Here is a 23,642-nt window from a genome sequence, read left to right on the forward strand (position 1 = left end):
GCTATGACAAGTTATGGTTACTCATATCTTAGTAAAGTATTTGATATTAAATTTAGAGATTCATCTGTTTATCGGTATAACTACGTACCTAGTGATGTGTTTGAATCGTTTGAAATGGCCGAGTCAAAAGGTGCATTTTTTAATACCGAAATAAAAGGAATCTACCCTTATATTAAACTCTCGGAATAACCCAAAAGGGTGCCCCATTGGCACCCTTCTCTTCCTTTCGTCGCTGACTAGATTAGCCATTTTCTAACTTACTGGTTTTCTAGCAGCTCTTTACCGTTAATCGCGATTTTACGTGGTTGCATCGTTTCTGGGATTTCACGTTCCAGATCGACGTGCAATAAACCATTTTCCATATTCGCGCCTAACACTTTTACGTAGTCCGCGAGCTGGAATTTACGCTCAAAATCACGCTCTGCGATACCTTGATAAACGTAGTTTTTGCCTTCTTCCGGCTGACGTTCACCACGAACGATTAGCATGTTTTCATGCTGAGTAATATCAAGATGCTCTTCCGAGAAACCTGCCACCGCCATTGTAATACGGTAGTGGTTATCGTCTTTTTTCTCGATATTGTATGGAGGGTATCCGCCTGAGGTATTTTTGGCGTTATTGGTTTCCATTAGGTTTAATAAACGATCAAAACCAATGGCGTTACGGTATAAAGGTGAGAAGTCTACATTACGCATAATACTATCCTCTAATTTAAGCAATAGTGTGCAAGTTTTCGACTCGAGCCGAAACTCGCGATTTAGTTTAAGTGCCTACCTATAACCCTATCGGCGAAATAGATTCAGCGTTGCAAGGGTCCACTCTTTATCGTTATCACAAAGTCTTTATAAGAAAAAACTTCAGAGTCAGAGCTTATCGGCATCCCTTTCAAGATCATATATAAGGTCGAAAAAATGGCTTTCAAGAGGATAATTAAATTTTTTAATCTATTTTTCTATTTCCCTAAAAACAAAAAAACCCTTTGCATGAACAAAGGGCTTTTAAAGATTTCAGTTAGCGTTTCAGACTACACGTCTAAATCTAAACATCCAAGTCTAAACATCTAGGTTCGCTACTTTCAATGCGTTGTCTTCAATGAACTTACGACGAGGTTCTACCTGGTCACCCATCAATGTTGTAAACAACTCATCGGATGCAACGGCATCATCAATAGTTACTTGCATCATGCGACGAGTTTCTGGGTCCATAGTGGTTTCCCAAAGTTGATCTGGGTTCATCTCACCTAGACCTTTGTAACGCTGTAATGATAAGCCACGACGTGATTCTTTGATCAACCATTCAAGCGCAGCAGAGAAAGTCGACACTTCTTGAGTACGCTCACCACGTTTCACATAAGCACCTTCTTCAACTAAGCCATCTAATGCTTCAGAAAGATCCGCTAAACGGCCGTATTCTTTAGAGTTTAGTAAGTCTAAAGACACAACGTATTCGTGCATCACACCGTGAGTACGAACCACTAGTTTAGCAATGCTAACACCTAGATCTTCATGTTTTTCAACTTCAAGAGAGTACTGGCTCGCACCAACTTCTTTAGCATTCAATTGCTCAACGAGTTTCTGACCCCAAGCTTGAACTTTTTCAGCATCTTGGCACATTTCAGCGGTTAAACGTGGAATGTAAGTTAACTCGTTAATCATTGCATGTGGGTAGCGACGGCTCATACGCTTAATTAACTTGATACCTTCATTGTATTGAAGAACCAACTTCTCAAGCGCTTCACCTGTCATGGCCGGTGCTTGTGGGTTTACATATAACGCAGCCCCATCAAGTGCCAGCCCCGCTTGGTAAAGCTCCATCGCCTCTTCATCTTTAATATATTGCTCTTGTTTGCCTTTCTTCACTTTATAAAGTGGTGGCTGAGCAATGTAGATGTAACCACGTTCGATAAGCTCTGGCATTTGACGATAGAAGAAAGTCAAAAGTAGGGTACGGATGTGAGAACCATCGACGTCGGCATCGGTCATGATAATGATGTTGTGGTAACGCAGTTTATCTGGATTATATTCATCGCGGCCAATACCACAACCTAGTGCAGTAATTAGCGTTGCCACTTCTTGTGAAGACAGCATTTTATCAAAACGTGCTTTTTCAACGTTTAGGATTTTCCCTTTAAGCGGTAAAATCGCTTGGTTTTTACGGTTACGTCCCTGCTTGGCTGAACCACCAGCAGAGTCCCCTTCCACAATGTATAGTTCAGAAAGAGCTGGATCTTTTTCTTGGCAATCAGCAAGTTTACCTGGCAGACCTGCTAAATCTAACGCACCTTTACGACGAGTCATATCACGAGCTTTACGCGCGGCTTCACGAGCACGAGCGGCATCAATGATTTTGCCACAAACAATTTTCGCTTCATTCGGGTTTTCAATTAAGAACTCAGACAGTTTTTCGCTCATCGCTGATTCAACAGCCGATTTCACCTCTGAAGAAACCAGTTTGTCTTTGGTTTGACTTGAAAATTTTGGATCTGGCACCTTCACCGAAACCACAGCCGTTAGACCTTCACGAGCATCATCACCCGAAGTCGCCGCTTGTGCTTTCTTAGAGTAACCTTCTTTATCCATAAAGTTATTCAAAGTACGTGTTAAGGCACCACGGAAGCCGGCTAAGTGAGTACCACCATCGCGTTGTGGGATGTTGTTGGTAAAACAGTATACGCCTTCTTGGAAGGTGTCATTCCATTGCATTGCCACTTCAACAGTAATGCCGTCTTCTTCACGAGCGTGGTCAAAGTAGAAAATCTTTTGGTGAATTGGCGTTTTGTTGCGGTTTAGATGCTCAACGAAAGCACGGATACCGCCTTCAAACATAAAGTGATCACTTTTATCTTCTTCACGTTCGTCAGTTAATTTGATCGAAACACCTGAGTTTAGAAATGATAATTCACGTAAACGCTTAGCTAAAATATCGTAAACAAATTCAATATTGGAAAAGGTTTCTTCACTTGGCCAAAAACGAATACGGGTACCGCTTTCTTCGGTTTTACCGATCACAGCAAGTGGAGCTTCTGGCACACCGTGTTTATAAACTTGTTGATGGATTTGGCCTTGACGCTTGATAGTTAACTCTACTTTTTCCGATAAGGCGTTAACCACTGAAACACCTACACCGTGCAAGCCACCAGAAACTTTATAAGAGTTATCATCAAACTTACCACCAGCATGCAGTACTGTCATGATAACTTCAGCGGCTGAAACACCTTCTTCTTCGTGCATCTCGGTTGGAATACCACGGCCGTCATCGCTCACCGATACAGAGTTATCTTCATGAATGGTGATTATGATGTCTGAACAATGGCCAGCTAATGCTTCATCAATTGAGTTATCGACGACCTCAAACACCATGTGGTGAAGGCCAGTACCATCATCAGTATCACCGATATACATCCCTGGACGTTTACGTACAGCATCTAGCCCTTTAAGTACTTTAATACTCGATGAATCATAGCTATTTGCAGAATCATTGTTATTCGACATGAATTGTTCTCGCCTTAATTATCCTTGCTCTATTTTGCCATGTTCCACATGAAACATCCTGCTATTTTCACTTTGCATTTCAGCAATGTGACTTGCAGTAATAGAGCTTACAAAAACCTGTGCCTGCGTTTGCTTTAAATATTCTGCAAGACGCCCTCGACGTTGACCATCTAGCTCTGAGGCAAAATCATCAATTAAATAAATACACTGCTTACCTGTGGTGTCGGTTAGGTGCTGACCTTGCGCTAAACGCAAAGCACACACCATGAGCTTTAATTGCCCACGAGACAAAACATCTTCCACTGGCGTCGCATTAATTTTTAGTTTTAGATCGGCTTTATTCGGTCCACTAAAGGTGTAACCGAGTTGCTGATCACGCTCGAAATTTTTTTGTAAAATTTCAGCATAGGGCGTGTCTTTATCCCACCCTCTATAATACTGAATTTTCACTTCAAATTCAGGTAAAAATACACCACAAATGTGTTCTGCCACTTGTTTTAGCTGTGTGACATAGTCAAAGCGCCACTGGCTAATGGTTTCCGCCAATTCGGCCAGTTCTTTATCCCAATAACTCAGCTCTTGATAACCACTTGCGGTCTTCAATAATGCATTTCTTTGTTTAATTAAACGCTTTAAACGTGCCCACTTTTCATAGAAGCTAGGTTGAGTATGAAATACGCCCCAATCAATAAAAGCTCGACGAAACTTAGGCCCTTCCGTCAGCAGTTCAAAGCCCTCGGTATGGATTAACTGTAGAGGCAAAATTTGCGCCAGTTGAGCAATCTTCTGCCCACTTTGGCCACCAATTTTTACTTCACTGCGACCATCTCGTTGTTTATTGATACCAATTGGCAACTCAAAGTTATCCTCAAACAAAAAGCGACCATGGACAAACAACTCGCTTTGTTCATTTTGGATCACTCGCCCTGTTAAGGTGCTTTTAAATGAACGGCCATGTCCAAGCAAATAAATCGCTTCTAATACACTGGTTTTGCCGCTGCCATTTGGCCCGACAAGAAAATTAAAGCCTGATGATAACGAGATATCACAGGCTTCAATATTGCGAAATTGCTTTATAGATAAACGAGTTAATGGCATTTATAAGCGAATCGGCATAACAACATACATCGCAGACGTATCTTCAATATTCTCAACCAAAGCACTCGCGTTAGCATCACTCATCGACATACGCACGGTTTGGCATTTTAGAGTGTTCAAAATATCCAACACATAGCTCACGTTAAAACCAATTTCTAATGGCTCACCTTGGTAGTTCACATCAAGGTTTTCTTCTGCTTCTTCTTGCTCTGGGTTATTAGCAGTAATGCGCATTTCTGAGCCAGCTAAATTCACTCGTACGCCACGGAATTTCTCATTTGATAAAATCGCGGCACGTGAGAATGATTGACGCAACGCTTCACAATCCGCTTCGAGCGTTTTATTGGTTGATTGCGGCATTACGCGGCGATAATCCGGGAAACGGCCATCAACTAGCTTAGAAGTGAAGGTAAATTCGTTTACATTGGCGCGAATATTAGAACTACCAATTTGTAATGTTACTTGCTCCTCAGGGCGGTCTAGTAGCTTAACTAACTCTAACACGCCTTTACGCGGTACGATCACTTGTTGTTGTGAGTACTCACCAACTAATGAGGTTTCAGCCACTGCCATTCGGTGACCATCGGTGGCTACTGAACGTAACGTAGTACCTTCAATTTCAAACAGCATGCCGTTTAGGTAGTAACGTACATCTTGGTTCGCCATTGAGAATTGGGTTTTTTCGACTAAATGGCGCAATTCACCTTGAGTCACGGTCACTTCGGCTTCACTAGTCCAGTCTTCAATATTTGGAAAATCAGACGCTGGCAATGTGGCTAATGAGAAACGACTACGGCCAGATTTAATCAATAAACGCTCATCATCCAGCGTAACATCAATCTGAGCGCTATCTGGTAGACCACGACAAATATCAAGGAACTTACGTGATGGAACGGTCGTGCTACCTGGTTCAAAGTTGTCTTCTAGTGCCAAGCGACAAACTAATTCCACTTCAAGATCGGTCGCAGTAATCGACAATTCACCATTATCAACTTTAATTAATAAGTTACCCAAAATAGGCAAACTTGAGCGACCACCAAGAGCACCAGACACCTGCTGCAAAGGTTTAATCAATTGAGTACGTTCGATGGTAAATTTCATAATCTACTCTAAATAATCTAATTCTATTAAAAACACAGCCAAAACAGCACTAAAGATAGCTTATTAAGAAGACAGGGTACGAATCAAGTTCGAGTAATCTTCTTTAATATCATGGCTTTCTTCTCGTAACTCTTTGATTTTACGACAAGCGTGTAACACCGTGGTATGGTCGCGACCACCAAAAGCATCACCAATTTCGGGTAAGCTGTGGTTGGTTAATTCTTTCGATAATGCCATCGCCAATTGACGAGGACGAGCAACTGAACGAGAGCGACGCTTAGATAATAAGTCAGCCACTTTAATTTTGTAATATTCAGCGACCGTTTTTTGAATATTATCGATAGTCACCAGCTTTTCTTGTAACGCTAGTAAATCACGCAGTGCTTCACGTACGAAATCGATGGTAATTGGACGCCCGGTAAAATTGGCATTGGCAATCACGCGGTTTAATGCACCTTCCAACTCACGTACGTTTGAACGTAGACGCTTAGCAATAAAGAATGCCACTTCATCAGCAAGGGTAATTTGGTGATCTTCAGCTTTTTTCATCAAGATCGCGACACGAGTTTCCAGTTCAGGAGGTTCTATCGCTACGGTAAGCCCCCAACCAAAACGTGATTTCAAACGATCTTCTACCCCGTTGATCTCTTTTGGATAACGGTCAGAAGTCAAAATGATTTGCTGGTTACCTTCTAACAAGGCATTGAAGGTATGGAAAAATTCTTCTTGCGAACGCTCTTTATTGGCGAAAAATTGAATATCATCGATCAGTAAAGCATCAAGACTACGGTAATAACGTTTAAATTCTTCAATCGCGTTATTTTGTAGTGCTTTTACCATATCTTGCACAAAACGCTCAGAGTGCATGTACACCACTCGAGCATCTGGCTTATTTTCAACAATCGCATTACCTACCGCATGTAATAAGTGAGTTTTACCTAGACCCGTACCACCATATAAAAACAGTGGATTATAAGAAACACCGGGGTTATCGGAAACTTGTTTTGCTGCCGCTAGACCTAACTGGTTCGATTTACCCTCTACAAAGTTATGAAACTTATGCTTAGGGTTAACATTAGAACGGTGATTAACATCTATTACCACTTCACGTTCACCGGTATCCCAAGATTTATCTAATGGGCGGCTTTTTTGTAATTGCGCGGGAGCGGATGATTCTGCAGCCACATCGGCAGCAGTTCTTTTCGGTAATTCAACCGTACTTTGAACAGGTTTACTACCCACTTCAAAATGAAGATTTGGCGTATCTGAACCACAAAACTCTTTCAATAAACGGTTAATACTATTGAGATACTTATCACGCACCCAATCCAATACAAAGCGATTAGGGGCAAATAAGGTGAGAGTATTGTCATTGAGTTCAGCTTGCAGCGGTCTTACCCACATGCTGAATTCAGTTGCGGGAAGCTCTTCTTGAAGCTGTTGCGAACACTGCAACCATAACGAAGACGACACATTAACCTCACACGAAATGAAATGATCTGAAAGGAGAGTAATTCTACAGCTATCACTATAAGATCACCAGCAATAGATCCTGAGATCAGTGAATAAGATCTAAGTTATTCACAGTTTTTTTTCGATCTATCCCGATTTTGTGCACGATCAAGTAATTCAAATATTTTAATAAGTCATTTTTGCTATTTGGGGATAAAGTTACCCACAAGGTTAAAACTAAGTTTTGCAGACTTAGCAACACCAATTGTTATGATTAATAACATCTTGTTCTTAGATTTATCAATAGGTGAATAACTATAATGGAACTCCAATAATCTGGAGAATGAAACATGAGCCGAATTTTAAATAAAATTGTTACTGCTACCGCGCTATTTTTTGCTGTTACCAACTTTGCTCAAGCTGCGAATCAAGAAGTAAAAGTCGGCATGTCAGGAACCTACTTTCCTTTTACTTTTCAAAAATTTGATAAGCTACAAGGTTTTGAAGTGGATTTATGGAATGAGATTGGTCAGCGCAACCATTATGATGTGGAATTTGTCACCGCCAACTTCTCCGGTCTTTTCGGTCTACTCGAAACGGGCCGTATTGATACGATTTCAAACCAAGTAACCATGACTGATTCACGTAAAGCCAAATACTTATTCTCAGATCCTTATGTGGTTGATGGCGTACAGATCACAGTGAAAAAAGGCAATGACTCGATCAAAGGTGTTGAAGATCTTGCAGGCAAAACCGTCGCGGTTAACTTAGGTTCAAACTTCGAACAAGTACTACGTAGTTACGATAAAGAAGGCAAAATTAATATCAAAACTTACGATGCTGGTATTGAACAAGATGTGGTTCTCGGTCGTTCTGATGCCTTCGTCATGGATCGCCTATCAGCACTACAACTGATTAAAGCTAGTAACCTACCACTACAGTTAGCTGGTCAACCTTTTGAAACCATCGAAAATGCTTGGCCATTCGTTAATAACGAAAAAGGCAAAAAGCTACAATCGGAAGTAAACACGGCATTAGCTGCGATGCGTGAAGATGGTACTTTGGCTACTATTTCTGAAAAATGGTTTGGTGCGGATATTACTCGCAAATAATCTAACCTTTTCTTTTAACCGTTTACTCCTCTAACCGCTTTCTATATTCCTGATACATAAATCAGGAGTCAAGATAAGCGGTTTTGTATTTTAAACCGTTAAATTAATCAACCACCCGAATATTATAGTCTGTATCAAAATGTCACCTTAATTAGCACTAATGGCGGATTGAATGAACTCTGATTGTTTATGTCGGTCTTTAATGTCCAACTTGCTGAAATTACGTTTTTGAAAGGAACATCTTGATATGACGCTTCGTTTAACGTCCTCTAGCTTTTTAGGTAAAGTCTGGCAATTATCTAAACCTTATTGGCAATCTGAAGAAAAATGGATCGCTCGCGGTTTGTTATTGGCTATTGTAATACTCAACCTTGGCATGGTGTACATGTCAGTGGTTCTCAATAAGTGGAATTCTGATTTTTACAATGCTCTACAAGAGTTAGACAAAGATGTCTTCACCCACTTAATCCTAAAATTCTCCATCATCGCGGCGATTTTTATTGCTATTGCGGTGTATAGAATTTACCTCAATATGATGTTGCAACTGCGTTGGCGTCGTTGGCTAACCAATACCTATTTTAGTGAGTGGCTCAGTGATCGTTCGTACTTTCAATTAGAGCGCGGCAACCATCAAACTGACAACCCAGACCAACGTATTGCTGAAGATATCGACCAATTCACCGGAGATACCCTCAACTTATCTCTTGGGCTACTCAACTCAGTCGTCACGTTAGCGTCTTTTATTACTATTTTATGGGGCTTATCTTCTCCACTAAGCATTGATATTGCCAGTCATCATATTAATATACCCGGCTTTATGGTGTGGGCCGCTTTGCTTTATGCTGTGGTGGGTAGCTTTATCATGCACAAAATTGGTAAGCCGCTTATTGGTCTTAACTTTATGCAGCAAAAATTTGAAGCTAACTTCCGTTATTCAATGATGCGTTTACGTGAAAATGCCGAAGGCGTCGCGCTATATAACGGTGAAGATAAAGAACGTGAACTATTGGAGTTGCGCTTTACGGATGTGTGGAAAAATACCTGGCAAATCATGCGTAAACAAAAGCAGATTGTGGGCTTTAATAGTGGCTATAACCAAATCGCAATTATCTTCCCGATCATTATTGCCGCGCCAAGTTTTTTCTCCGGTGCTATCAAACTTGGTGGTCTAATGCAGGTCAATAATGCTTTTTCCCAAGTCATGGGCGCAGTCAGTTGGTTTGTCAGTTCTTATGCCAGTATTGCCAATTGGAAAGCCAGTGTTGACCGTTTAACCACTTATGACCAAGATATGATAGAGACCAAGCAACAATCAGCGCATTCCAAACTGTTAGTCTCTCGCCATCAAGATGATCATTTAGCCATTAATCAATGTACGATTAAATTACCCAATGGCACTACTTTAAGTAATTTGAACCAACTGACCTTACAAGCTGGTCAACATACTTTGATTTCTGGTAAATCAGGTATTGGTAAGAGTACGTTAATGAAAACCATTGCGGGAATTTGGCCGTTTTCAGAAGGCAACATTGAATTGGCCAAGCGTAGTTTGTTCTTACCGCAGAAACCTTATCTACCGACAGGTACATTACGTGAAGTATTGTGCTATCCGAATGTCGATATCAATATCAGCGATCAAGATATTGAACAATTATTGTCTGATTGCCAATTAACACATTTCAGTCATAAATTAGATGAGACCGAGCAATGGTCACACACAATGTCATCGGGTGAGCAGCAACGTGTCGCGATTGTTAGAGCGTTAATACTCAAGCCAACATGGTTATTTTTAGATGAAGCGACCTCATCACTCGATGAAGAAACAGAAAACTATTTATATCAACTATTAGAAAGCCGATTGCCCGATACCACCTTAGTAAGTATTGCGCATCGCAGTAAAGTTGCCCATTATCATCAATATCGTTTGCACGCACAGGTCTCACAAGGTCAAGTCACCTGGCAATTTTCACCAATACAAGGACAGTAATCTTCAACATGAATTTTGATTTCAATTACATGCTCGACCTACTGCCGATATTATTTCGGTATTTAGGTACCACTTTGCAAATGGCATTGTGGGGTATGCTTTTCGCACTCATACTCTCGGTAGTTATTGCCAATATTCGGGTATTTAAAGTGCCGATATTGAATCAACTGAGTCAGCTATACATCAGTTTTTTTCGTGGTACGCCGCTATTAGTACAATTATTTTTGCTTTACTACGGGCTGCCGCAAATCTTTCCAATGCTGGTCGGTATGGATGCATTTACCGCAGCGATTATTGGTCTCACCCTACACTTTGCCTCTTATATGGCAGAAAGCATTCGTGCCGCAATTATTGGTATTGATCGCAGCCAAATGGAAGCCAGTATTTCGATTGGTATGACACCATTGCAATCCATGCGCCGGATCATCTTGCCACAAGCTTCTCGCGTAGCACTGCCTTCTTTAATGAACTACTTCATTGATATGATCAAATCGACCTCTCTCGCCTTTACATTAGGGGTAGCTGAAATTATGGCAAAAGCGCAAATGGAGGCTTCTTCTAGCTTTCGTTTCTTTGAAGCCTTCTTAGCGGTTGCCCTGATTTATTGGGGAGTAGTATTAGTATTAACACGCGTACAAACTTGGGCTGAAACTAAACTCAATAAGGCTTACCAACGATGATTCGAATTTCAAATTTACATAAATCTTTCGGTAAGACTGAAGTGCTACGCGGAGTGGATATTGAGATCCAAAAAGGTGAAATCATTGTCATTATTGGCTCCAGTGGTACCGGTAAATCGACCCTACTACGCTGTGTAAACTTTTTAGAAAACCCAGAACAAGGTGTCATCGAGATTGAAGGCACTAGAGTCGATACCCAAAACTACAGCAAAGGCGATATGCTCGCACTACGCCGTAAAACTGGCTTTGTATTTCAAAACTATGCGCTATTTGCTCATTTAACTGCTCGTCAAAATATCGCCGAAGGGTTAATTACCGTGCGCGGTTGGAAAAAAGACCAAGCGTTGGCCCATGCTCAGCAAATTTTAGATGATATTGGGCTAGGTAATAAAGGGGATAGCTACCCAGCAGCTTTATCAGGCGGTCAACAACAACGAGTAGGAATTGGTCGCGCAATGGCATTTGCTCCAGAGCTATTATTGTTTGATGAACCAACGTCGGCACTCGATCCTGAATGGGTAGGAGAAGTATTGTCTTTAATGAAGAAATTAGCCAAACAGCACCAAACCATGCTGGTCGTCACTCATGAAATGCAGTTTGCTCAAGAAGTGGCGGATCGTGTGATCTACATGGCTGACGGCAAGATTGTTGAGCAAGGTACGCCGGATCAAATATTTAAAGATCCGACTAATCCACAACTTATTAAGTTTTTAAATCAAGTTGGGATCCAATAGGATCCTTGCACTTGGTTTAAGAACCCGTATAATCCGCACACAGATTTTTAGGCCAACTGGCTTTTTATTATGCGATTTCCGCGTTTATTAAGCCCTGTAGCATTGACTCTTAGTCAGTCAATGATTACAATTCCGCCTCTTTGTTGAGAGGTGTCGGATAAAACATCTTACACCAGGTTTAACAAGAACCTATAAACTACTGATCAGTAAAGGTAATTACCATGAAACGCACTTTTCAACCTACTGTTCTTAAGCGCAAACGTACTCACGGTTTCCGTGCTCGTATGGCAACTAAGAATGGTCGTAAGACAATTAATGCACGTCGTGCAAAAGGCCGTAAGCGCCTTTCAAAATAATTCTTGAATTATTTTGACTAAGTCTACTTTTACTCGGGAGTTACGTTTGTTAACTCCCGAGCATTATCAAAACGTCTTTCAGCAAGCTCATCGAGCCGGCTCCCCTCATTTCACTATTATCGCTCGCAATAATACACTCTCCCATCCAAGACTTGGATTAGCTGTTCCTAAAAAACAAATCAAAACCGCTGTTGGTCGTAATCGTTTTAAACGTTTAGCCCGTGAAAGCTTTCGTCTAAAACAAGCTCAACTGCCAAATAAAGATTTTGTAGTGATAGCGAAAAAGAGTGCTCAAGATTTGAGTAATGACGAAATTTTTAAAATATTTGAGAAGTTATGGCAACGCCTATCTCGCCCTTATCGTGGTTAGCTATTAGGTTAATTTACCTATATAAAGGAATCATTAGCCCTTTAATTGGACCTCGATGTCGCTTTACTCCAACTTGTTCTACTTATGCTATTGAAGCAATTAAAGAGCACGGTTTTGTAAAAGGGTGTTGGTTATCTGGCAAACGTCTATTAAAATGCCATCCTTTAAATGCTGGGGGATATGACCCTGTCCCACTTAATCAAAAACACGACAGAGATAAATAACAATGGATTCTCAACGTAATATCCTGTTAATCGCTTTTGCTCTAGTCAGCTTTTTGTTATTCCAACAATGGAATAACAAAGATGCTCAACCGGCCCAAACTAGCGTGCAGCAGACTAAAACAAATACAGACAGTAGCCTACCGCATGACTCTGCTGAAGCGTCAGCTGATCCGTTAGCTCCTCAGCAAACAAAAACTCTACCAACCGCTTTCAACATTGAAGTAAAATCAGATGTGCTGACTCTAGCGATTACCCCTGTAGGTGGTGATGTGGTTTCAGCTAAGCTGAATAAATACAACGCAACGTTAGACTCGAAAAATTCTTTTGTTTTGCTAGAAAACAACAATGAGCATCAATATATCGCTCAAAGTGGTCTAGTCGGTCCTCAAGGAATTGATGTAAGTACTGCAAACCGTCCTCAATACCACACGAATAAAAAGTCTTATCAATTAGCTGAAGGTCAAGATGAATTACGTATTCCTCTTACCTATAGTGCAAATGGTATTGATTACACCAAAACCTTTATTATCAAACGTGGTAGTTATGCGATTGATGTGGTTTATGACATCAAAAACCATTCAGGACAAGATGCAACATTAGGTATGTATGCTCACCTACGTCAAACCATGATTGAAGGTAGTGGCCATATTGGTATGCCTGTTTATACAGGTGGTGCTTTCTCAACCTCAGACACTCACTACAAAAAATACAAGTTTGATGAAATGAAAGATAAAAATCTTAACATCAAACTAGAAGATGGTCAGGGTTGGGTAGCAATGCTACAGCACTACTTTACTTCAGCTTGGATCCCTCGTGACCAACCAGGCACTACTATCTACTCACGTGTGATTGGCAACACTGCTGATATTGGTGTTCGTACGCCAAATCTAGTGATTGCAAATAACTCTAGCGGCCAAATTACATCAACACTTTGGGCTGGCCCTAAACTTCAAGATGCTATGGAAGCCACTGCTCCACACCTTGATTTAGTAGTTGACTACGGTTGGTTATGGTTTATTGCTAAACCACTGCATTCACTCCTATCTTTCCTACAAGCTCACATTAGTAGTAACTGGGGGATTGCGATTATTTTACTGACTTTCATCGTTCGTGGTGCCATGTACCCACTAACCAAAGCTCAGTACACCTCAATGGCGAAAATGCGTATGCTGCAACCCAAGATTGCTGCAATGCGTGAGCGTCTAGGTGATGACCGTCAACGTATTAGCCAAGAAATGATGGCGATGTACAAAGAAGAAAAAGTGAACCCACTTGGTGGCTGTTTCCCTATTCTTCTACAGATGCCAATCTTCATTGCTCTATACTGGGCATTGATGGAATCGGTTGAATTACGTCACGCACCATTCTTTGGTTGGATCCACGATTTATCTGCGCAAGACCCTTACTACATCTTGCCAGTATTGATGGGTATCTCGATGTTAATCATCCAGAAGATGAGCCCAACAACCGTTACCGATCCAATGCAACAGAAAATGATGATGTTTATGCCAATCATTTTCATCTTCTTCTTCTTGTGGTTCCCATCAGGTCTAGTTCTTTACTACCTAATGTCGAACATCGTAACCTTGGTACAACAAACCGTTATTTACCGAGCGTTAGAGAAGAAAGGTCTGCACTCTAAGAAATAATCTTAGCCAGACGAAAGACTAAATAAGGCGACCGCATTGGTCGCCTTTTGCTTTTTTTGCTTTATAAATTCATAAGGCGAATTACAATTGAAAAAACTTCACCTTTTGAAATAGTTGGAATTATGAATACAGAGACAATTGTCGCTCAAGCTACCGCACTCGGCCGCGGTGGTGTTGGAATTATCCGAGTCTCAGGCCCCAAAGCCACTCAAGTCGCTTTGCAAGTACTTGGTCGAGAGATTAAACCTCGTTACGCCGAATATTTACCTTTTAAAGATGAAAATGGCGTTCAACTTGATCAAGGTATCGCGCTTTATTTTCCAAACCCAAATTCATTTACCGGTGAAGATGTTTTAGAACTGCAAGGTCATGGTGGCCCTGTCGTTATGGATATGCTGATCAAGCGAATACTAAAAATTGATGGCATTCGTGCCGCTCGTCCAGGTGAATTCTCTGAGCGCGCATTTTTAAATGACAAGATCGATCTGACTCAAGCCGAAGCGATTGCCGATTTAATCGATGCTAGTTCAGAAGAAGCCGCTAAATCAGCTCTAAATTCTCTGCAAGGTGAATTTTCCCAACGCATTAATAATCTCGTCGAATCGTTAATACACCTACGTATCTATGTAGAAGCCGCCATTGATTTTCCCGAAGAAGAAATCGACTTTTTAGCCGATGGTAAAGTCAGTACCGACTTACAAACTATCATTGATAATTTAGCTTCTGTACGTAAAGAAGCCAATCAAGGCGCGCTGATTCGTGAAGGTATGAAGGTAGTAATCGCCGGACGTCCTAATGCGGGTAAATCTAGCCTACTCAACGCCCTATCAGGCAAAGATTCAGCGATTGTGACCGATATCGCCGGTACTACCCGCGACGTACTACGTGAGCATATTCATATCGATGGCATGCCTTTGCATATTATTGATACCGCAGGCTTACGTGAAGCATCTGATGAAGTAGAAAGAATCGGTATAGAACGCGCTTGGGAAGAAATTGAGCAAGCCGACCGTGTATTATTTATGGTTGATGGTACCACCACCAATGCCACTGATCCCAAAGAAATTTGGCCTGATTTTGTGGAACGTTTACCAGAAAATATAGGTATGACAGTGATCCGCAATAAAGCCGATCAAACCGGTGAAACACTCGGTATTTGTCATGTTAATAATCCAACATTAATACGTCTATCAGCAAAAACTGGCCAAGGGGTTGAATCCCTACGTGAACACTTAAAAGACTGCATGGGCTTTGCTGGCGGCAGTGAAGGTAGCTTTATGGCTCGACGTCGACACCTAGAAGCGCTAGATAAAGCGTCTGAACATCTGTCTATAGGCCAGCAACAACTTGAAGGCTATATGGCCGGAGAAATCTTAGCAGAAGAGCTGCGCATCACTCAGCAGCACCTAAATGAAATCACCGGAGAATTTAGCTCGGATGATTTATTGGGTCGTATCTTCTCTTCATTCTGTATCGGTAAATAATTAAAGGAATATTATGATCCACATTATTACAGGTAGTACCTTAGGTGGTGCTGAATATGTTGGCGATCACTTAAACGATCTGCTGCAAGCTCAAGGGTTAGAAACTAAGATCCACAACCAACCAGATCTTAGTGAAATAGAAGCTAGTGGGATTTGGTTGATCATCACCTCAACTCATGGTGCGGGTGATTATCCAGATAATATTCAACCTTTTATAGACACAATTAAATCAACACCACCGCGCATGTCAGAGGTCAAGTTTGCAGTAATTGCTATTGGTGATTCAAGCTACGATACCTTCTGTGGCGCTGGTAAAGACGCCCGAACGACGCTGTTAGATATTGGTACTCAAGAGCTTTGCCCGCATTTAGAAATAGATGTCATCGAAACCCCAGTACCAGAAGAACCAGCAGAAGCTTGGTTAAATGATAATATGCCAGCGTTTATCGGCTAATCTTGATAATAGAAAACCAATTAAAAGCAGATCTCGGTCTGCTTTTTTTGGCTTTCTAGTCATGGTTAACTATTTTTTAGAGCTGGAAATCGGTTCATTAAAGTCATAAATCGAAAATGAATAAAACTGTTTGCTGTTTTTTTGAACAAACCATCTGTGGATAAACTACATTTTATCCTGTGATCCTAACAAAGTTATTCATTGGATAACTATTCTTTAAATATTACATGTGGATAACTAGCTATTTAGATCCCAGCTAATACAGCATTAGATCAAGGTTAGATCACAAGAAACGATCCGATCGAACTGCATGATCTTAATGATCATTTACTTCTTATCCACAAGATCGTATTCCCTTAATAGTAGATCTAATAAAAGATCTATATAAAGATCTTATATATATTAAGGCTCTTTGATCGTTTCTTAAAATAAACAAATTGATTCTCAGTTAAGATTAAAAAAGGTAGAATATTGCTCCTTTTATTTTCTAAGATCATTTTGCTTTGATCGTTTCATTTTTAACTCTTGAGGTCTGATCATGTTTTATCACGAAAACTTTGACGTCATCGTCGTAGGTGGTGGCCATGCTGGAACGGAAGCTGCTCTCGCGTCTGCTCGTACAGGCCAAAAGACATTGCTGCTTACTCACAATATCGACACTTTAGGTCAAATGTCATGTAACCCAGCGATTGGTGGTATTGGCAAAGGACACTTGGTCAAAGAAGTCGACGCATTAGGTGGATTAATGGCGCAAGCTATTGATAAAGCTGGTATTCAATTTAGAACATTAAACGCATCTAAAGGTCCTGCCGTTCGTGCAACTCGCGCTCAAGCCGATCGTGTTTTATATAAAAACGCAGTACGCACAACCTTAGAAAATCAACCGAATTTAAGCCTTTTTCAACAAGCTGTTGATGATGTGATCGTCGAGAACGATCAAGTCACCGGTGTGGTTACTCAAATGGGCCTTAAATTTAAAGCTAAAGCAGTGGTATTAACTGTTGGAACGTTCCTTGGCGGTAAGATTCATATCGGTATGGAAAACTTCTCAGGTGGCCGTGCTGGCGATCCTCCGTCTATCGCATTAGCTGATCGACTACGTGCTTTACCATTTCGTGTTGATCGTTTAAAAACCGGAACTCCACCACGTATTGATGCCCGTACGGTTAACCTTGACAGCCTAGAAAAGCAATATGGTGATAATCCAACACCAGTATTTTCTTTTATCGGCCAACAAAGTGATCATCCACAACAGATACCATGTTTTATCACTCACACTAATGAACAAACTCATGATGTGATCCGATCTAACTTGGATCGTAGCCCGATGTATTCAGGTGTGATTGAAGGCATTGGCCCACGTTACTGTCCGTCTATCGAAGACAAAGTAATGCGTTTTGCAGATAAAAATAGTCATCAAATCTTTATTGAACCAGAAGGCTTAACAACAACTGAATTATATCCAAATGGTATTTCAACCAGTCTGCCATTTGATGTGCAAGTGAAGATCGTTCAGTCGATGAAAGGATTTGAAAATGCCCAGATCGTTCGTCCTGGTTACGCGATTGAATATGATTTCTTTGATCCTCGCGATTTAAAACAAAGTTATGAAACCAAGTTTATCTCTGGTTTATTCTTCGCCGGCCAAATTAACGGCACTACGGGTTATGAAGAAGCGGCTGCTCAAGGTTTAATGGCCGGTCTTAACGCTTCGTTATTTACTCAAGGTAAAGAATCTTGGAACCCACGTCGTGACGAAGCTTACATGGGGGTTTTGATTGATGATCTATCTACCATGGGCACCAAAGAACCATACCGCATGTTTACCTCTCGTGCAGAATACCGTTTGCTGCTTCGTGAAGACAATGCGGATTTACGTTTGACTGAAAAAGGTCGTGAATTAGGTTTAGTGGACGATGCCCGTTGGGCACGCTTCAATCAAAAAGTTGAAAATATGGAGCTGGAACGTCAACGTTTAAAAGATATTTGGGTGAATCCTAAATCAACTAATATCGATGCTTTAAATCAATTACTTAAAACACCGATTGCGCGAGAAGCCAATGGTGAAGATCTACTGCGTCGCCCAGAAATGACTTATGAGAAATTAACCACTCTAGAAGTATTTTCTTCAACGATGGAAGATCCTCAAGCAACAGAGCAAGTTGAGATCCAAGTAAAATACGAAGGATATATTCAACGCCAGAAAGAAGAGATCGAAAAATCACTACGCCATGAAAATACCAAATTACCGGTAGAGCTTGATTATGCTCAAGTTAAAGGGTTATCGAATGAAGTGGTGGCAAAATTAAATAATGCTAAACCTGAAACGATTGGTATTGCTTCGCGTATTTCCGGCATTACCCCAGCGGCGATTTCAATTTTGTTGGTGCACTTGAAGAAACAAGGTCAATTAAAGAAAGGGGATGCTGCATGAATCCCAATTTGCTCAATCAGCCATTGAGAGACAAGCTAGATAGTTTATTATCTCAAATTGACCTTGAAGTTTCAGAATTACAACGTGATCAATTAGTTGGTTATGTGCAGATGCTAAATAAATGGAATAAAGCCTATAATTTAACATCAATACGTAACCCAATAGATATGCTGGTTAAGCACATTATGGATAGTATAGTGGTGAGTCCATATTTATCTGGTGAACGCTTTATTGATGTCGGCACTGGCCCGGGGTTACCAGGGATTCCTTTGGCGATAATGAATCCTGATTATCAATTCACGTTACTCGATAGCCTAGGGAAGCGAATTCGTTTTATTAAGCAAGTTTTGCACGAGCTAGCGATTAGTAATGTAGAACCGATACAAAGCCGTGTTGAAGAATTTCAACCTGAAGTGGGTTTTGACGGCGTGATTAGCCGCGCATTTGCTTCTATGATAGATATGGTCGAGTGGTGTCATCATCTTCCAAAACCTGAAAATGGTGTTTTTCTTGCACTTAAAGGTCAATTGCCTGAAGATGAGATTGCACAATTACCTGAATCATTAATGGTTTCTCAGGTGCATATATTGCAAGTTCCAGAATTAGAGGGTGATCGTCACCTAATCATTTTGGAAAAAAAGGGATAACGGGGTACTCGTGGGTAAAATCATTTCCATTGCGAATCAAAAAGGTGGGGTAGGGAAAACGACAACGTGCGTTAACCTTGCTGCGTCTATGGCTGCAACCAAAAGAAACGTCTTAGTTATTGATTTAGATCCACAAGGCAATGCCACGATGGCCAGTGGTATTAATAAGTATGATGTTGATTTTACCGCTTATGATTTATTGGTTGAGCAAACATCTTTTGATGAAGTTGTGTGTCGCAATACGCCTGCTGGCTATGATTTAATTGCCGCTAATGGTGACGTGACAGCTGCTGAAATTAAACTAATGGAAGTGTTTGCTCGAGAACTTCGTCTTAAAAATACCCTTGCTGATGTGTGGCGACAATACGATTATATTTTTATCGATTGTCCACCTTCGTTAAACTTATTGACTGTCAATGCGATGGCGGCTTCACATTCTGTTTTAGTACCAATGCAATGTGAATATTTTGCCTTAGAAGGCTTAACTGCACTGATGGATACCATTAGTAAGTTGGCTGCAGTAGTCAATCATGATTTAAAAATTGAAGGGATTTTACGTACCATGTTTGATCCTAGAAACCGTTTGTCTAACGATGTTTCTGAACAGCTTAAAAAACACTTTGGCGATAAAATGTATCGCACCGTTATCCCACGGAATGTTCGTCTAGCTGAGGCGCCTAGCCATGGTAAGCCCACTATGTATTATGATAAATATTCTGCTGGCTCTAAAGCCTACTTGGCATTAGCTGGAGAAATTTTGCGTCGTGAAGAAGCGCAAGCGATAATGGCTTAACCCTCTCTTGAATTAAGAAATAAAGGAAAACCCTCAGATGTCTAAACGTGGTTTAGGTAAAGGTCTTGATGCTCTGCTTTCTACTAGCTCACAAGCTCGAGAAAAACAACAAAAAGTGGCATATAGCCAAGCACTATCTTCTGAAGGCCAACTGGCAGATATTTCTATTTCACAATTGTCCCCCGGTAAATACCAACCAAGAAAAGATATCCAACCAGAAGCGTTGCAAGAATTATCCTCCTCTATTCGCTCGCAAGGTATTATTCAGCCATTAGTTGTTCGTAAAATCAATGAATTACAGTATGAAATTATTGCTGGTGAGCGTCGTTGGCGTGCCGCTAAACTCGCAGGACTAACTCAAGTACCTTGTGTGGTTAAGAATGTTCAGGATCGTGCTGCCATTGCGATGGCGTTAATTGAAAATATTCAACGTGAAAATCTTAATGCCATCGAAGAAGCGCAAGCATTAGAACGCTTACAAAAAGAATTTGAATTGACTCATCAACAAGTCGCCGATGCGATTGGTAAATCCCGCACAGCGGTAACCAATTTGCTGCGCCTCAATACGCTTGATGAGTCTGTAAAGCATTGCGTTATATCAAAAGAACTAGAAATGGGACACGCTCGAGCCCTTTTATCTCTGGAGTTATGCGATCAAAGTAATGTTGCAAAAATTGTAGTTGCCAAGAAATTAACCGTTAGACAAACTGAAGCTCTAGTCAAAAAACATTTAGAACCAGTGGAAGTGAAACCCACTGAGGAAGATATTCCAGCGTTAGGTCTGGCGGAAAAGCTTTCTGAGCAATTTGGTACGAAGGTGGTGATTCGTCGTAATGCTAAAGGCAAAGGCAAGGTCACCATTGATTTTGACGATATTGAGGAGCTGGAAATGCTCCTTAACACAAAGTTAGTTAGAAATTAACCTTGTTACTATAATATCGCCAAACAATTAACAGAATGTGAAAATAATCATTTTACGCCTTGCTCTTCTCTGTATTAGAAACAAAGTAAGGTGTAATATGTTCTGCGCATACAGCTGAACCAAAAACAAATGTAATTGGGTGTAAATAGAATGTTTTTTTTAGTTTTAACTCAGTTTATTGTAGTTGGTGCATTTAGCTTGATCAGTTTGTATGTTCAGGGAGATATGGCGAGTCAATCTGCCATTTTTGGGGGGCTGGTGTACTGCATCCCGTATATCGTAACACGTTTGTATTTAAACAAGCCTGGGGCGGATACGGCAGTAAAAGTAATGGCGAAAGCCTATATTGGTTTAGCTTATAAGTTTGTAATCACCGTTGCTCTCTTTGTGTATTTTTTCAAGTACACAGAAGTGCATTTAATTACTTTCTTTTCAGGCTACATATTAGCTTTTGTTGTGCAATGCATTATGTCATTTGGTTTTATCAAACGTAATTAGACAGGATATCTAATGGCTGGTTCAGGTGAATTAACTCCTCAGGAGTACATCTCACACCATCTTACGAACTTACAAGCTGGTAGCGGTTTCTGGACGTTTAATATTGATTCATTAATATTTTCGATCCTTTTAGGCTCGTTAATGATGTGGATCTTTTACCGTGTTGGCAAAAAAGCCACTAGCGGTGTACCAGGAAAGCTTCAGTGCTTCGTCGAAATGGTCGTTGAGTTTGTTGATGCCTCAGTAAAAGATATTTTCCATGGGAAGAACGCATTAGTGGCTCCATTAGCGTTAACCATCTTCGGATGGGTATTTCTAATGAACCTAATGGATCTTATTCCAGTCGACTTTATTCCACATACAGCGACGCTTTTAGGAATTCCTTATCTACGTGTTGTACCTACCGCTGACGTTAACATTACGATGTCGATGTCACTTGGTGTATTTATCTTGATTCTTTATTACAGCATTAAGATAAAAGGTATCGGTGGATTTGCCAAAGAGCTTGGCTTACAACCTTTCAATCATTGGGCATTTATTCCAATTAACCTGATTTTGGAAGGCGTAACGTTATTGGCTAAACCAGTCTCTTTAGGCTTGCGTTTATTCGGTAATATGTATGCGGGTGAGTTGATTTTTATTCTGATCGCAGGGCTTTTGCCTTGGTGGTCACAATGGGTTCTATCCGTGCCTTGGGCGATTTTCCATATATTGATCATCACCCTGCAGGCATTTATCTTTATGATTTTGACGATAGTTTATCTATCCCAAGCATCAGAAGAACATTAATAAAAAATTTTTACATAACATTCAGATAAAACTTGGAGTTATAAATGGAAAACTTAAACATGGATCTGCTGTACATCGCTGCGGCTATCATGATGGGTCTAGCGGCAATCGGTGCGGCTATTGGTATCGGTATGCTAGGTGGTAAATTCCTAGAAGGTGCAGCTCGTCAACCAGATCTAATCCCTCTACTACGTACTCAGTTCTTCATCGTAATGGGCCTTGTGGATGCGATTCCTATGATCGCTGTTGGTCTAGGTCTGTATGTGATGTTTGCGGTCGCCGGATAACTTTTCATCCCGGTATTTGTTTTTAAATTGCAAACAAAGGAGAGTGTGCGGTGAACATTAACGCAACTCTGTTAGGTCAAGCGCTAGCATTCGTGCTGTTTGTGTGGTTCTGCATGAAATATGTATGGCCTCCACTAATGGCAGCTATCGAAAACCGTCAGAAAAATATTGCTGATGGTTTAGCAGCCGCTGACCGCGCAGCTAAAGACTTGAGCCTAGCACAAGCTAATGCTTCAGACAAATTGAAAGAAGCGAAAAAAGCTGCTGCTGAGATCATCGATCAAGCGAATAAGCGTAAAAGTCAAATTTTAGAAGAAAGCCAACTTGAAGCTCAAACTGAGCGTCAAAAGATCTTAGATCAAGGCCGTGCTGAAATTGAAACTGAACGTAATCGCGCGCGCGATGAACTTCGTAAGCAAGTAGCTATATTAGCTATCGCCGGTGCTGAGAAAATTTTGGAGCGTTCTATTGATCAGAACGTAAACCAAGATATTCTCGACGATATTACTGCAAAATTGTAACTAGAGGGGCAGCATATGTCTGATTTGACTACAATCGCACGCCCCTATGCTAAAGCAGCTTTTGAATTTTCGGTTGAGAAAGAGGCAGTAGACCAGTGGTCGGAAATGCTTTCTTTCGCTGCTGAAGTCGCAAGAAATAAAGATGTAGTTGGTTTATTGAATAAAGCGCTTGCCGCGGATCAATTAGCTGAAGTCTTTGTTTCAATTTGCGCTGAGTTTGACGAAAACGGTAAAAACTTTTTAAAAGTTCTTGCTGAGAATGGTCGCTTAAAGGCCCTTCCTGAGATTTGTGAAGAGTTCTCTATTCTGAAAAAAGAATTAGATAATCAAGTAGATGTGAGTGTTGTTTCAGCAAGCACACTAACTGAAACTCAATTAGCAGAAATCAGCAAAAAACTCGAGCAGCGTCTTGATCGTAAAGTAAAGCTGAATTGCAGTGTAGATGAGACTCTACTTAGTGGAGTTATTATTCGAGCCGGAGACTTAATAATCGACAACTCAACTCGCGGTCGTTTGAACCGTTTGAGTGACGCATTAATGTCTTAATGGGGATTGGAGC

At 40.8% G+C, this 23,642-nt stretch carries 25 protein-coding genes; 20 read left to right on the top strand and 5 right to left on the bottom strand.

Annotated features, from left to right (window positions below; all coding sequences use genetic code 11):
• On the top strand, nt 1-189 hold a 189-nt coding region (locus tag ACN0T8_RS14635), incomplete at its 5' end, for a KTSC domain-containing protein (protein WP_417881364.1).
• A 68-nt stretch (nt 190-257) separates the two neighbouring features.
• On the opposite strand, the gene ACN0T8_RS14640 is transcribed toward ACN0T8_RS14635, so the two are convergent.
• The 5 genes from ACN0T8_RS14640 to dnaA all read right to left on the bottom strand — a co-directional run bounded on the left by ACN0T8_RS14640 (nt 258) and on the right by dnaA (nt 7,163).
• Nucleotides 258-695: an Hsp20 family protein gene (locus ACN0T8_RS14640; protein ID WP_417881365.1), complete on the bottom strand. Its 438-nt coding sequence runs from the start codon at nt 693-695 to the stop codon at nt 258-260.
• 357 nt (nt 696-1,052) lie between these two features.
• Nucleotides 1,053-3,491, bottom strand: a complete 2,439-nt coding sequence (gene gyrB, locus ACN0T8_RS14645; protein ID WP_417881366.1) for a DNA topoisomerase (ATP-hydrolyzing) subunit B — start codon at nt 3,489-3,491, stop codon at nt 1,053-1,055.
• 18 nt (nt 3,492-3,509) lie between these two features.
• Nucleotides 3,510-4,589, bottom strand: coding sequence for a DNA replication/repair protein RecF (recF, locus tag ACN0T8_RS14650; protein ID WP_417881367.1), 1,080 nt, complete (start codon nt 4,587-4,589; stop codon nt 3,510-3,512).
• Nucleotides 4,590-5,690, bottom strand: coding sequence for a DNA polymerase III subunit beta (gene dnaN / locus ACN0T8_RS14655; protein WP_417881368.1), 1,101 nt, complete (start codon nt 5,688-5,690; stop codon nt 4,590-4,592).
• Nucleotides 5,691-5,753: 63 nt separating this feature from the next.
• A complete protein-coding gene (gene dnaA / locus ACN0T8_RS14660; RefSeq protein WP_417881369.1) occupies nt 5,754-7,163 on the bottom strand; it encodes a chromosomal replication initiator protein DnaA in 1,410 nt (469 codons plus the stop codon).
• 329 nt (nt 7,164-7,492) lie between these two features.
• Between dnaA and ACN0T8_RS14665 the strand changes: the two genes are divergently transcribed.
• From ACN0T8_RS14665 to atpH, 19 genes are all read left to right on the top strand, one after another.
• A complete protein-coding gene (locus ACN0T8_RS14665; RefSeq protein ID WP_417881370.1) occupies nt 7,493-8,254 on the top strand; it encodes an amino acid ABC transporter substrate-binding protein in 762 nt (253 codons plus the stop codon).
• Nucleotides 8,255-8,501: 247 nt separating this feature from the next.
• Complete coding sequence (locus tag ACN0T8_RS14670; RefSeq protein WP_417881371.1) at nt 8,502-10,241, top strand: ABC transporter ATP-binding protein/permease; 1,740 nt, start codon at nt 8,502-8,504, stop codon at nt 10,239-10,241.
• 8 nt (nt 10,242-10,249) lie between these two features.
• Nucleotides 10,250-10,921: an amino acid ABC transporter permease gene (locus ACN0T8_RS14675; RefSeq protein ID WP_417881372.1), complete on the top strand. Its 672-nt coding sequence runs from the start codon at nt 10,250-10,252 to the stop codon at nt 10,919-10,921.
• Nucleotides 10,918-11,655, top strand: a complete 738-nt coding sequence (locus tag ACN0T8_RS14680) for an amino acid ABC transporter ATP-binding protein (protein ID WP_417881373.1) — start codon at nt 10,918-10,920, stop codon at nt 11,653-11,655. Before ACN0T8_RS14675 ends, ACN0T8_RS14680 begins: the two co-directional genes overlap by 4 nt.
• A 221-nt stretch (nt 11,656-11,876) precedes the next feature.
• A complete protein-coding gene (rpmH, locus tag ACN0T8_RS14685; RefSeq protein WP_017024264.1) occupies nt 11,877-12,011 on the top strand; it encodes a 50S ribosomal protein L34 in 135 nt (44 codons plus the stop codon).
• Between the two features lie 46 nt (nt 12,012-12,057).
• Complete coding sequence (gene rnpA, locus ACN0T8_RS14690; RefSeq protein WP_417881374.1) at nt 12,058-12,381, top strand: ribonuclease P protein component; 324 nt, start codon at nt 12,058-12,060, stop codon at nt 12,379-12,381.
• On the top strand, nt 12,348-12,605 hold the full coding sequence (gene yidD, locus ACN0T8_RS14695) for a membrane protein insertion efficiency factor YidD (protein WP_417881375.1): 258 nt from the start codon (nt 12,348-12,350) through the stop codon (nt 12,603-12,605). The genes rnpA and yidD overlap by 34 nt, the downstream gene beginning before the upstream one ends.
• 2 nt (nt 12,606-12,607) lie before the next feature.
• Nucleotides 12,608-14,254, top strand: a complete 1,647-nt coding sequence (gene yidC / locus ACN0T8_RS14700) for a membrane protein insertase YidC (protein WP_417881376.1) — start codon at nt 12,608-12,610, stop codon at nt 14,252-14,254.
• A 122-nt stretch (nt 14,255-14,376) separates the two neighbouring features.
• On the top strand, nt 14,377-15,738 hold the full coding sequence (gene mnmE, locus ACN0T8_RS14705; RefSeq protein ID WP_417881377.1) for a tRNA uridine-5-carboxymethylaminomethyl(34) synthesis GTPase MnmE: 1,362 nt from the start codon (nt 14,377-14,379) through the stop codon (nt 15,736-15,738).
• Between the two features lie 13 nt (nt 15,739-15,751).
• Entirely contained in the window at nt 15,752-16,192 is a 441-nt protein-coding gene (gene mioC / locus ACN0T8_RS14710) for an FMN-binding protein MioC (RefSeq protein WP_417881378.1), read from the top strand.
• A 538-nt stretch (nt 16,193-16,730) separates the two neighbouring features.
• Nucleotides 16,731-18,626 (top strand): tRNA uridine-5-carboxymethylaminomethyl(34) synthesis enzyme MnmG, encoded by a 1,896-nt coding sequence (mnmG, locus tag ACN0T8_RS14715; protein WP_417881379.1) that lies wholly within the window; start codon nt 16,731-16,733, stop codon nt 18,624-18,626.
• Nucleotides 18,623-19,273: a 16S rRNA (guanine(527)-N(7))-methyltransferase RsmG gene (rsmG, locus tag ACN0T8_RS14720; RefSeq protein ID WP_417881380.1), complete on the top strand. Its 651-nt coding sequence runs from the start codon at nt 18,623-18,625 to the stop codon at nt 19,271-19,273. The genes mnmG and rsmG overlap by 4 nt, the downstream gene beginning before the upstream one ends.
• A gap of 10 nt (nt 19,274-19,283) precedes the next feature.
• A complete protein-coding gene (locus tag ACN0T8_RS14725; protein WP_417881381.1) occupies nt 19,284-20,066 on the top strand; it encodes a ParA family protein in 783 nt (260 codons plus the stop codon).
• A 37-nt stretch (nt 20,067-20,103) separates the two neighbouring features.
• Nucleotides 20,104-20,988, top strand: a complete 885-nt coding sequence (locus ACN0T8_RS14730; protein WP_417881382.1) for a ParB/RepB/Spo0J family partition protein — start codon at nt 20,104-20,106, stop codon at nt 20,986-20,988.
• Between the two features lie 150 nt (nt 20,989-21,138).
• The gene (locus ACN0T8_RS14735) at nt 21,139-21,486 is read left to right on the top strand and encodes an ATP synthase subunit I (RefSeq protein ID WP_417881383.1); all 348 of its coding nucleotides are present in this window, start codon (nt 21,139-21,141) and stop codon (nt 21,484-21,486) included.
• Between the two features lie 12 nt (nt 21,487-21,498).
• Nucleotides 21,499-22,275: a F0F1 ATP synthase subunit A gene (gene atpB / locus ACN0T8_RS14740; RefSeq protein ID WP_417881384.1), complete on the top strand. Its 777-nt coding sequence runs from the start codon at nt 21,499-21,501 to the stop codon at nt 22,273-22,275.
• A 44-nt stretch (nt 22,276-22,319) separates the two neighbouring features.
• Nucleotides 22,320-22,562, top strand: a complete 243-nt coding sequence (atpE, locus tag ACN0T8_RS14745) for a F0F1 ATP synthase subunit C (protein WP_017024253.1) — start codon at nt 22,320-22,322, stop codon at nt 22,560-22,562.
• Nucleotides 22,563-22,612: 50 nt separating this feature from the next.
• Entirely contained in the window at nt 22,613-23,083 is a 471-nt protein-coding gene (gene atpF / locus ACN0T8_RS14750; protein WP_417881385.1) for a F0F1 ATP synthase subunit B, read from the top strand.
• Between the two features lie 15 nt (nt 23,084-23,098).
• The gene (gene atpH / locus ACN0T8_RS14755) at nt 23,099-23,629 is read left to right on the top strand and encodes a F0F1 ATP synthase subunit delta (RefSeq protein WP_417881386.1); all 531 of its coding nucleotides are present in this window, start codon (nt 23,099-23,101) and stop codon (nt 23,627-23,629) included.
• Nucleotides 23,630-23,642: the final 13 nt, after the last annotated feature.

The sequence above is a fragment of the Vibrio sp. genome (genome assembly GCF_048266485.1).
GTDB lineage: Bacteria > Pseudomonadota > Gammaproteobacteria > Enterobacterales > Vibrionaceae > Vibrio.